At 68.4% G+C, this 9,863-nt stretch carries 8 protein-coding genes; 3 read left to right on the forward strand and 5 right to left on the reverse strand.

Features of this window, described 5'->3' with window-relative positions; genetic code table 11:
- On the reverse strand, positions 1 to 987 hold a 987-nt coding region (locus tag Q7T84_RS03685; RefSeq protein ID WP_304806351.1), incomplete at its 3' end, for a cation:proton antiporter.
- A 275-nt stretch (positions 988 to 1,262) separates the two neighbouring features.
- On the opposite strand from Q7T84_RS03685, the gene Q7T84_RS03690 reads away from it, so the two are divergent.
- Both Q7T84_RS03690 and Q7T84_RS03695 read left to right on the forward strand, forming a co-directional pair.
- The gene (locus tag Q7T84_RS03690; protein WP_304806352.1) at positions 1,263 to 2,894 is read left to right on the forward strand and encodes an AMP-binding protein; all 1,632 of its coding nucleotides are present in this window, start codon (positions 1,263 to 1,265) and stop codon (positions 2,892 to 2,894) included.
- 238 nt (positions 2,895 to 3,132) lie between these two features.
- A complete protein-coding gene (locus Q7T84_RS03695) occupies positions 3,133 to 5,178 on the forward strand; it encodes a M13 family metallopeptidase (protein WP_304806353.1) in 2,046 nt (681 codons plus the stop codon).
- 7 nt (positions 5,179 to 5,185) lie between these two features.
- On the opposite strand, the gene Q7T84_RS03700 is transcribed toward Q7T84_RS03695, so the two are convergent.
- The gene (locus tag Q7T84_RS03700) at positions 5,186 to 6,193 is read right to left on the reverse strand and encodes a bile acid:sodium symporter family protein (RefSeq protein WP_304806354.1); all 1,008 of its coding nucleotides are present in this window, start codon (positions 6,191 to 6,193) and stop codon (positions 5,186 to 5,188) included.
- A gap of 89 nt (positions 6,194 to 6,282) precedes the next feature.
- On the opposite strand from Q7T84_RS03700, the gene Q7T84_RS03705 reads away from it, so the two are divergent.
- Positions 6,283 to 6,972 carry a FadR/GntR family transcriptional regulator gene (locus Q7T84_RS03705; RefSeq protein ID WP_304806355.1) on the forward strand — a complete coding sequence of 230 codons (690 nt, stop codon included), beginning with the start codon at positions 6,283 to 6,285 and terminating at the stop codon, positions 6,970 to 6,972.
- 450 nt (positions 6,973 to 7,422) lie between these two features.
- Here the strand turns inward: Q7T84_RS03705 and hisG are convergent, their stop codons facing one another.
- From hisG to Q7T84_RS03720, 3 genes are all read right to left on the reverse strand, one after another.
- The gene (gene hisG / locus Q7T84_RS03710) at positions 7,423 to 8,373 is read right to left on the reverse strand and encodes an ATP phosphoribosyltransferase (RefSeq protein ID WP_304806356.1); all 951 of its coding nucleotides are present in this window, start codon (positions 8,371 to 8,373) and stop codon (positions 7,423 to 7,425) included.
- Positions 8,370 to 9,509: an ATP phosphoribosyltransferase regulatory subunit gene (locus Q7T84_RS03715; protein ID WP_304806357.1), complete on the reverse strand. Its 1,140-nt coding sequence runs from the start codon at positions 9,507 to 9,509 to the stop codon at positions 8,370 to 8,372. Before Q7T84_RS03715 ends, hisG begins: the two co-directional genes overlap by 4 nt.
- Positions 9,506 to 9,863 (reverse strand): His/Gly/Thr/Pro-type tRNA ligase C-terminal domain-containing protein (locus tag Q7T84_RS03720; RefSeq protein WP_304806358.1); only part of this gene is annotated, 358 nt, incomplete at its 5' end. The genes Q7T84_RS03715 and Q7T84_RS03720, both read right to left, overlap by 4 nt.

A 9,863-nucleotide genomic window follows, 5' to 3' on the forward strand; every position in this document is an offset into this window, starting at 1 on the left:
ATAGACCACCGAGGCGTTCAGCGCGATCAGCCCCACCGCCATGCCCAGGACCATCAGGGGCTTGGCCGCGAGGATCGAGAGGTCCAGGCCGATGCCGACGGGCACGAAGAACAGGCCCAGCAGCAGGCCCTTGAAGGGCTCGATGGTGACCTCGACCTCGTGGCGGTACTCGGTCTCGGCCAGCAGCAGGCCGGCGATGAAGGCGCCAAGCGCCATGGAGAGACCGGTCAGGGCGCTGACCAGGCCCGCGCCGATCACCACCAGCAAGCAGGCGGCCATGAACAACTCTTCGCTCTTGGCGCGCGCCACCGACTTCAGCATCGGACGCAGCAGGATCCGGCCGAAGGCGACGAGCAGCATGACGCCGAGCGCGGCCGGGGCGAAGGCCAGCAGCAGTTGCGGCGAAAACGCCTCGCCGTCGCCGCTGCGCCCGAGGATCGTCAAGGTCACCAGGATCGGCGCGACCGCTAGATCCTGGAACAGCAGCACCGAGAAGGTTGCTCGACCGGCCGGCGAATGCTGGCGCTTGTTCTCGGTCAGGATCTGCATGACCACGGCGGTCGACGAGAGCGCCAGGGCCGCGCCGATGGCGGCGGCCGAGTATATCGGCTGGCCGAAGGCCACAGCGGCGGCGGCGATGGCCAGCAGGCAGAGGGTCACCTGCAGGGCGCCCATGCCGAACACCCATCTGCGCATCAGCCGCAGGCGCTCCCATGAGAGTTCCAGGCCGATCATGAACAGCAGGAACACCACGCCGAACTCGGCGAGCTGAGCGATCTCCTGCGGATTGGCGATGGTCAGGTAGCCGAGCCAGGGGAAGGTCCCGGTCAAGGCCCCAAGGCCGAAGGGCCCCAGCACGACGCCGGCGCCAAGGAAGCCGAGGATGGGGCTGATCCGCCAACGACGGAACAGCGGCACGATGACGCCGGCGGTGGCCAGGAACAGTATGACGTCCTTATATTCGCCGGGCGAAACGTGACCTTCCATGCGCTCTCCTTATGTGATGAGCGGCACTATGGGGCCTCGGGGCCGAGCGCGTAACCCACGCCGGCGCCCTTAAGCGGCCCAGCACCCCGGTTCGACCAAAAAAGTCTGAAATCGGGGCCGAGGTCGCGGTCTCGGGCCGGCAAGGGCGGGACGCCGACAGCCAGGCTGACAGCCAAGCTCCGGCCCCGCCCCCAACAGGCGTTCGGGCGGCGTTGACAGCCCTGCCCGCGCCGTCGTCTATGCCGCCCATATTTTAAGAAGAATGGAGGATCGCAATGGTTTGGAATTACGCCAACCTGTGGGAGTCGGTGGCCAAGGCCACTCCGGACCGCCCAGCCCTGATCCACGGCGACAAGACCATCGCCTGGAAAGATTTCGACCGCCGCGCCAACGCGCTGGCCAAGGTCATGGTCGAGGCCGGCGTTTCGCAGCAGTCGAAGGTCGCCGCCTATCTCTATAACGGCCCTGAATACCTCGAGACCTATTTCGCCGCCTTCAAGGCTGGCCTGGTCCCGTTCAACACCAATTACCGCTACGGCGGCGACGAGCTGACCTACCTGTTCGACAACGCAGACGCCGAGGTCGTGGTGTTCCACGCCTCGTTCGCCGAGATGGCCGACAAGGTCCGCGGCCGCCTGCCGAAGGTGAAGGCCTGGATCGCCGTGGGCGAGGCCGGCCACCCGGTTCCGGCCTGGGCGCTGGACTATGACGCGATCGTCGCCGGCGCGGCCGACCACTTCGAAGCCCCGTGGGGCCGTTCGGCCGACGACCTGCTGATCATGTACACCGGCGGCACCACCGGCATGCCCAAGGGCGTGATGTGGCGCCAGGAAGACCTGTTCAAGGCGCTGGGCGGCGGAGCGAACCTGCTGCTCGGCCTGGCGGCGATGGAGCGCGTCGAGGAAGCCGGCGAGCGCGCCCTGGCGGTCGCGGCCAGCGACGCCCCGCTCAACATCACCATCCCGGTCGCGCCGCTGATGCACGCCACCGGCCAGTTCATCTCGTTCGGCGCCCTGATCGGCGGCGGCGCGGTGGCGACCCTGGTTCCGCGCAAGTTCGATCCGGCGCAGCTGTTCGACGAAGTCGAGCGCCTGGGCGCCTCGGGCCTGATCATCGTCGGTCCGGCCTTCGCCGCCCCGATGCTGGACGTGCTGGACGCTAATCCGGGGCGCTGGGCGATGCCGTCGCTGAAGCGGATCGTTTCCTCGGGCGCCATGTGGGGTCTGGAGAACAAGCAAGGCCTGCTGAAGCACCTGCCGCACATCATGCTGATGGACAGCCTGGGTTCGTCCGAGGCCCTGGGCCTGGCGGCCTCGACCTCGGGCGGCGGCGCGGCGGCCGGTACGGCCAAGTTCGCCACCGGCCCCAACGCGGCGGTGTTCACCGAGGACGGCGTGCGCGTGCAGGCCGGTTCGGGCGTGCGCGGCCTGGTCGCGGTCGGCGGCCACACCCCGGTCGGCTACTACAAGGACGAGGAAAAGTCGGCCAAGACCTTCCGGATCTTCGAAGGCACGCGCTGGAGCGTGCCGGGCGACTGGGCGACCGTCGAGGCTGACGGCTCGATCACCCTGCTGGGCCGCGGCTCGCAGGTGATCAACACCGGCGGCGAAAAGGTCTTCCCCGAAGAGGTCGAGGAAGCCCTGAAGAAGTTCCCCGGCGTGCGTGACGCCGCCGTGGTCGGCGTGCCCGACCCGCGCTTCGGCGAGCGAATCTGCGCTGTGGTCGACTTCACCGGCGACCAGGCTCCGACCCTGGCCGAACTGTCGGCCCACGTGAAGGGCCTGCTAGCCGACTACAAGGCGCCGCGCGAACTGGTGCTGGCCTCGGTCGTCCGGGCGCCGAACGGCAAGCTCGACTACAAGGGCATCAAGGCCCAGGCGCTGGAAGCCTTGTCGGCGACGGCGTAGGGCTCGGGCCGCGCTGGCGAACCTTCTCCTCTCCCCCAGCGGGGGAGAGGTCGGGTGAGGGGGGAACCGCCGAGCCGGTTCACCCCTCGAACGCGCTAAAGAGCCGCTTCGCGGCCCCCTCACCTAACCTCTCCCGAGGGAGAGGGACTACCGACGTAACAAAAAAGTAACGTGCCTCCGCGGGCCCGGCCGGTACAGGGTCACGCCCAACCAAGATCACCTGAAGGCTCACACATCCATGAAGACCCTCTGGTTGGGCGCGGCGTCGGCCGCCGCCCTGCTCTGCGCAGCCGCTCCGGCGCTGGCGGCTAACGCTCCTGACCTGTCGAAAGCGCCGCGCATGGGCCCCTGGGGCTTCGACATGGCCGGCCGCGACACCGCGGTCGCGCCGACCAAGGACTTCTTCGACTACGCCAACGGGACCTATCTCAACAAGCTGGAGATCCCGGCCGACCGCTCGCGGTATGGCGCGTTCGACGCTCTGCAGGAACTGTCCCAGTCGCGGATGCGCGCGGTGGCGGAGAAGTCGGCGGCGAACACCAAGGCCACTGGCGACGAAGCCAAGCTCGGCGCCTTCTATCGGAGCTTCATGGACGAGAAGGCGGTCAACGCCCTGGGCGCGGGGCCGCTGGCCGGCGACCTAGCGGCGATCGGTTCGGTCAAGAATCACGACGAACTCGCCGGGCTGATGGGCTCGACGATGCGCAAGTTCGGCGGATCGTTCTTCGGCTCCTATGTGCACGACGACGCCAAGGACCCCGAGAAATACACGGTCTATCTGGTCCAGGGCGGGCTCGGCCTGCCCGACCGGGACTACTATCTGGAAGACCGCTTCAAGACCCAGAAGGCCGCATATGAGGCCTATATCGCCCAGATGCTGACCCTGGCCGGCTGGGAGCGCCCCGCCGAGAACGCCAAGGCCATCGTCGCGCTGGAAACCGAGATCGCCAAGGTCTCCTGGACCCGCGCCGAGCGCCGGGACGACGACAAGACCTACAACCCGTTCGAGATCGCCAAGCTTCAGGAATACGCGCCCGGCTTCGCCTGGAAGCAGTACCTGGACGGCGCCCATCTGACGAAGGCCGACCGCGTGGTGGTGTCCGAGAACACCGCCTTCCCCAAGATCGCCGCCATCTACGCCAAGACCCCGATCGAGACCCTGAAGGCCTGGTCGGCCTTCAACCTCGCGGACCAGGCCGCGCCGTACCTGTCGAAGGAGTTCGATCAGGCCAATTACGAGTTCCGCTCCAAGACCCTGTCAGGCCAGCCGGTGCAGCAGCCCCGCTGGAAGCGCGGCGTGAACGCGGTCGACAACAACATCGGCGAGGCGCTGGGCAAGCTCTATGTGGAGGCCTACTTCCCGGCCGAGAGCAAAGCCAAGATGGAGGCCCTGGTCAGCGACATCCGCACGGCCATGAAGGCCCGGATCGACGGCCTCGACTGGATGAGCCCGGAGACCAAGGTCAAGGCCCAGGAGAAACTGGCCAAGTTCCGCGTGAAGATCGCCTATCCCGACAAGTGGCGCGACTATTCGGGTCTGACCATCAAGGACGGCGACCTCTACGGCAATATGGAGCGCGCCTCGGCCTTCGAATGGGACTACCGGGCCGCGCGCCTGGGCGGCCCCGTCGACGACGAGGAGTGGGGCATGACCCCGCCGACCATCAACGCCTACTATTCGCCGACCAAGAATGAGATCGTCTTCCCGGCCGCGATCCTGCAGCCGCCGTTCTTCGATCCCGATGGCGACCCGGCCGTGAACTATGGCGGCATCGGCGGAGTGATCGGCCACGAGATCACTCACGGCTTCGACGACCAGGGCCGCAAGTCCGACGGCGACGGCAAGCTGACCGATTGGTGGACGGCGCAGGACGCGGCGAAGTTCAACGCCCAGGCCACCAAGTTCGGCAAGCAGTACGCGGCGGTCGAGGTGCTGCCCGGCGCCCACATCAACGGCGACCTGACCATGGGCGAGAACATCGCCGACCTGGGCGGTCTGCTGCTGGCGCTGGACGCCTACCACGTCTCGCTGGGCGGCAAGCCGGCCCCGGTGATCGACGGCATGACCGGCGACCAGCGGGTGTTCCTCGGCTGGGCCCAGGTGTGGCGCGGCAAGTACCGCGAGGACCGCATGCGCCAGCAGCTGGTCACCGACCCGCACTCGCCGCCCAAGTACCGGGTCGACGTGCCGATCAAGAACATCGACGCCTTCTACGAGGCGTTCGGCGTCAAGCCGGGCGATGGCATGTACGTCGCCCCCGCCGACCGCGTTCGGATCTGGTAGGCGAACTCTACAGCTCCCGGATCGCTACATCGGGCGATCTGGGAGACTGGACAGGCTGATCCCCATAGCGGCGCGCAAGCGCCGCGCCAGCCAGGATCTGGATCTGATTGTAGAGCATGATCGGCAGCACGATCATGCCAAGACCGGGCACGCCGCCGAACAGCACCTGGGCGAGCGGCAGGCCCGAAGCCAGGCTCTTCTTGGAGCCGCAGAACACCACGGCGATCTCGTCGGCGCGGGAAAGGCCCAGACGCCGCGACACCGTGATCGCCACCGCGAACACCGCGACCAGCAAGACCATGCAGCAGCCGATCGCCAGGGCGAGAGTCTGGACGGGAAGCTGCGTCCACAGCCCCTCGCGCACCGATTTCGAGAACGCGGTGTAGACGATCAGCACGATCACCCAGCGGTCGTACTGCGTCAGGCCGCGCGAGTGACGCTCCATCCAGCCGCCGACATAGGGATGCAGGAACTGGCCGATCGCGAAGGGCGCCAGCAGCTCGAAGGCGACCTCGCGCAGCGTCCCGCCGATATCGAACGCGCCGGGCGCCGAGGCGCCCATGATCGCCGCCAGCAGCAGCGGGGTCAGCAGCAGACCAAAGACATTGGAGGCCGCGGCGCTGCAGATCGCGCCGGGGACGTTGCCGCGCGCCATCGCCGTAAAGGCGATCGACGACGACACCGCCGATGGCAGGACACCCAGATAGACGAAGCCCAGCGCCAGGTCCGGCGGCATCAGCCGCCCGGAGAGGAAGGTGAAGGGATAGGTCAGGATCGGGAAGGCGACGAAGGTCAGCGCGAAAATCACCAGATGCAGCCGCCATTGCCGCGCGCCGTCCCAAAGGTCGCGGCGCTTCAGGGCCGCCCCATGCAGCAGGAACAACAGGCTGACCCCGGCGGTGCTGAGGCCGTCGAAGACCGGTTCGGCCACGCCCTGGGCCGGGGCGAGCGTGGCGAGCGCGATGGCCCCCAGCATCAGGATCAGGAACGGATCGATGGAAAGTTTTCTGGCCATGCCGCGAGACGCCTCTGAACGCGGAGCTCGATTGACGCCGCCGGGCGCGACGTTAGGTTCGATCCATATTGGTCGGAGAATTGGTTTGGATGGCCGCGCCGCGCACCTCATTCGAAGCAGTCGCGAAGCGGCTGCGCCGACAGGTGGAGGCCATGGGTCCGCAGGCCCGGCTCAAGCCCGAGCGGACCCTGGCGGCTCTACTGGGCTGCAGCCGCGACACCCTTCGGCGTGCGCTGCAGGCGCTGGAGAACGACGGCCTGATCTGGCGTCACGTCGGCCAGGGCACCTTCACCGGCCCCCGCCCCGCCGCCGAGCCTATTCGGCCATCGGTGCTGTTTGAGCTGGCGACGCCGACCGACCTGATGAACGCGCGGCTGGTGATCGAGCCGGCGATGGCTGCCGAGGCGGCCGAGCGGGCCACGACTAGCGACATCGCCACCCTGCGTTCCCTGGCCACCGAGACCCGGGACGCGCGCGACTGGCGAACCTATGAGGCCGCCGACAACGCGTTCCACCGGGCGATCGCGGCGGCGACCTCGAACCATCTGCTGATGGCGATCCTTGGCATGCTCTCGATGGTTCGCGACCGCGCGCCGTGGCAGCGTCAGCACGGCCGGGCCTTTGGTCATGGGCCGCAGTGGGAATACAGCCTGCGCCAAGGCGACCTGCATCTGTCGCTGGTGGACGCCGTCGCGGCCGGCGACCCAGCCCGCGCCCGCGCGGTCATGCACCAGCACTTGAGCGAGATCGCCGGCCTGATGGCGGACCGCCCAGCCTAGCGCGGCGGCGCCCGACAGACTTCCGCCGCCCCCGCTCTCGTCAAGGCGCACGCAGACCAACTGGCGCATTTTGCGGCGGCGGACGGATAGATCGGACATCAGCGGGAGCCACGCGCCGTGCATTGGGCTCCGCCCCAGGTTTCCCACTAGGGCGCGATCACATTTTTGACTCTTGTGTCGAAAATTACGGCGGGCAAAAATTTGGCCCGTTGCGGGGGATAGTCGCAACGGGCCTTATTTTGAGCAGTCGCTCATATAGAGCGGGCGTTTCCTCCCCGAAACGCCGGAGACTGGTGGATCTTGTGGCCGCCATGTCTCTCGCAGGACTGAGAAAACGGCAATTTCTGACCCAAGTCAATGCACGCAAGTCACCTGCGCAGGTAATTCTTGATCAGATTTACGCGAGCGTGGCTTTTCTGATGCTGGAAGCAGTAATTTTTGACTCAAGCGTCAATTCTGCACGCGCTTAAGTAGCTCATTGTACGGGGCGCAACCTGTCTCGTAGACGAAGTCGGGACGCGACGCGGTGACCGGACCGATTCCCGCCGCCGTCAGGGCGAGCGAAGCCTGGCCAATCTTGCCCGCAGCGACCAGCAGCCCGTTCGGTCGGCGCGTGGCGCCGTCGGCGATCAGCGCCTCGACCACCGGCGTCTCGCGAGGATCGGCGGGCCAGGCCAGGGTGGCGCTGTCGTGCGCCGAGGCGCGGGCCTCGATCACCCGCAGCAGCCGCTCGGCCGCAGCCAGGCGATCACCACACCAGTCGGCGCGCAGCGAGGCGGTGAGATGGGCCTGGCTCTTGAGGATCACCCCGTCGGCCAGGACCTTAAGGCCGTTGGCGACCAGGGTCGCGCCGGTGGTGGTGATATCGACCACCAGTTCGGCCGAACCGGCGGCGGGAGCCCCCTCAGTGGCGCCGCCGGACTCAGTGATCCGGTAGTCGACCACGCCGTGACGGGCGAAGAAGGACCGCGTCTGGGCCAGATACTTGGTGGCCACCCGCATACGCCGGCCGGAGCGGGCCAGCAGGTCGTGCGCGACCTCCTCCAGATCGCTCATGCTCTCGACGTCAATCCAGCTCTTGGGCACCGCGACCACCAGGTCGGCGCGGCCAAAGCCCAGCGCCCGCAGCAGCAGGATCCGGGCGTCGACGTCGCCGGCGCGTTCACGCAGCAGGTCCTCGCCAGTGATTCCGAGATGCACTTCGCCCAGGTCCAGCGCCTCGGCGATGTCGCCGGCCGAGAGCAGTCGCACCTGGATGCCGGGCACGCCCTTCAACTCCGCCATGTAGCCGCGCGATCCTCCGGCGACGGACAGAGACAGTCCGCAATCGGAGAGCCAGGCCTCGACCTGTTCTTTGAGGCGCCCCTTCGACGGGACCGCCAGAATCAAGGGATCGCTCATGACTCGCCTCCCGCCCAGGCCCGCCAGGGCCGGACCATGCAGCCGACGGCGCGGCGACCCGCGTCCCCGCCCAGTCTCGCCGGCAGGCCGTCATAGCGGCCGCCGACCGCCACCGCGCGGTCGTGATCGAGCGCGGCCGACCGGACCTCGAAGGTCAGGCCGTCGTAATAGTCGAAGGCATGGCCGAGCGCGGTCGCGAACCGCGTTTGCTCCACCGGCACGCCGGCCTGGGCCAACAGGTCCAGCCGCTGGGTCCAGTCGCCGAGCGCGGTGTCCAGGGCCGGAGCCTTGGCGCCGGCGATGGCCCGGATGGCGGTGAAGGCCGTCTGGGGCGCGTCATCCACGGCCAGGAAGCGGGCGATGCTGTCGGCCTGTTCCAGGGTCAAGGCCGGGGCGCTGGCGGCCTGTGCGCGGCGGATCAGGCGCTGGGCGATGGCGGCGGGGCCACGGCCGCCGACCGGCTCGATCCCTGCCAGGGCCCAGACCTCTTCCAGCACGGTCGCGGCCTCGGCTTCCGAGAGCCCGGACAACAGCCCGGCGAGCTTGCCGCTATCGGCGGTAGCCTGCGGCTCGGCGCCGGCGCGGGCCAGTTCGGCGGCCAGCAGACGCGGACGCGCCGCGCCGCGCTTCAGACGGTCGGCCAGGGCCGGCGCCAAACCTTGCGCGTCTATGAAGGCGGCGAACAGGGCGATGTCACCCAGCCACAGCGACAGGTCGCTGCGTCCGCCCGCCTGGGCCGCGGACCAGGCCAGGGCGGCGATCTGCGCGTCCGCCTCGACCGCCGAGGCGCCGGCGTCGTCAAACCGCTCCAGGCCGATCTGACGGAACTCCTCGGGACGGTCGGCGTCGGGCGAGGCGCGGAACGCCTTGCCCTCATAGAAGTAGCGCCCAGCGGCCTTGCCGCTATCGAGGTGCTGGCGCGCCACCGCGACAGTGAAGTCGGGGCGCAGGCAGGTTTCCTGCCCGCCCTCGGCCTGGACCACGAACAGGCGGGCGCGCATCGCCTCGCCGGCCAGTTCCAAGATCAAGCCGAGCGGTTGCAGGATCGGGGCGTCGACCGCCTCGGCGCCCGCCGCCAGGAACGGAGCGCGGATCGCGGCCAGCGCCTCAGGGGGAAGGTTCGGCTCAGCCCTCATTGGCCGGCCTCGCTCTGCTGGGCGTCGACGATCTTGCGGACCGTGGCGACCAGATCGGCGCGGTCGACGATCTGCTGACCGGGGCGCTGCTCGCGCCACTCGGCGTTGTCGGCGACGTCAGTGGCCAGCATGCGGCCGCGGTCGAGGTCCTTGATCGTCACCTTGCCTGCGGCGATCTCGTCGCCGCCCAGCATAATGGCGGCAGGGGCCATGCGGCGGTCGGCGTACTTCATCTGGGCCTTCATACCCGCCGTGCCGAGATAGACCTCGGCGGCGATGCCGGCGTTGCGCAGTTCGCCGACCACCGAGAAGTAGTGGGCCATGTCGTCGGGGGTGAAGGCGATCACCACCACC

Source organism: Phenylobacterium sp. (genome assembly GCF_030654915.1).
Classification (GTDB): domain Bacteria; phylum Pseudomonadota; class Alphaproteobacteria; order Caulobacterales; family Caulobacteraceae; genus Phenylobacterium.

What these genes read in the sequence shown, in the direction of transcription:
- hisG (WP_304806356.1), bottom strand. Translation starts at nt 8,373, where the DNA reads ATGAGCGATCCCTTGATTCTGGCGGTCCCGTCGAAGGGGCGCCTCAAA.
- Q7T84_RS03695 (WP_304806353.1), top strand. Translation starts at nt 3,133, where the DNA reads ATGAAGACCCTCTGGTTGGGCGCGGCGTCGGCCGCCGCCCTGCTCTGC.
- Q7T84_RS03700 (WP_304806354.1), bottom strand. Translation starts at nt 6,193, where the DNA reads ATGGCCAGAAAACTTTCCATCGATCCGTTCCTGATCCTGATGCTGGGG.
- Q7T84_RS03705 (WP_304806355.1), top strand. Translation starts at nt 6,283, where the DNA reads ATGGCCGCGCCGCGCACCTCATTCGAAGCAGTCGCGAAGCGGCTGCGC.
- Q7T84_RS03690 (WP_304806352.1), top strand. Translation starts at nt 1,263, where the DNA reads ATGGTTTGGAATTACGCCAACCTGTGGGAGTCGGTGGCCAAGGCCACT.
- Q7T84_RS03715 (WP_304806357.1), bottom strand. Translation starts at nt 9,509, where the DNA reads ATGAGGGCTGAGCCGAACCTTCCCCCTGAGGCGCTGGCCGCGATCCGC.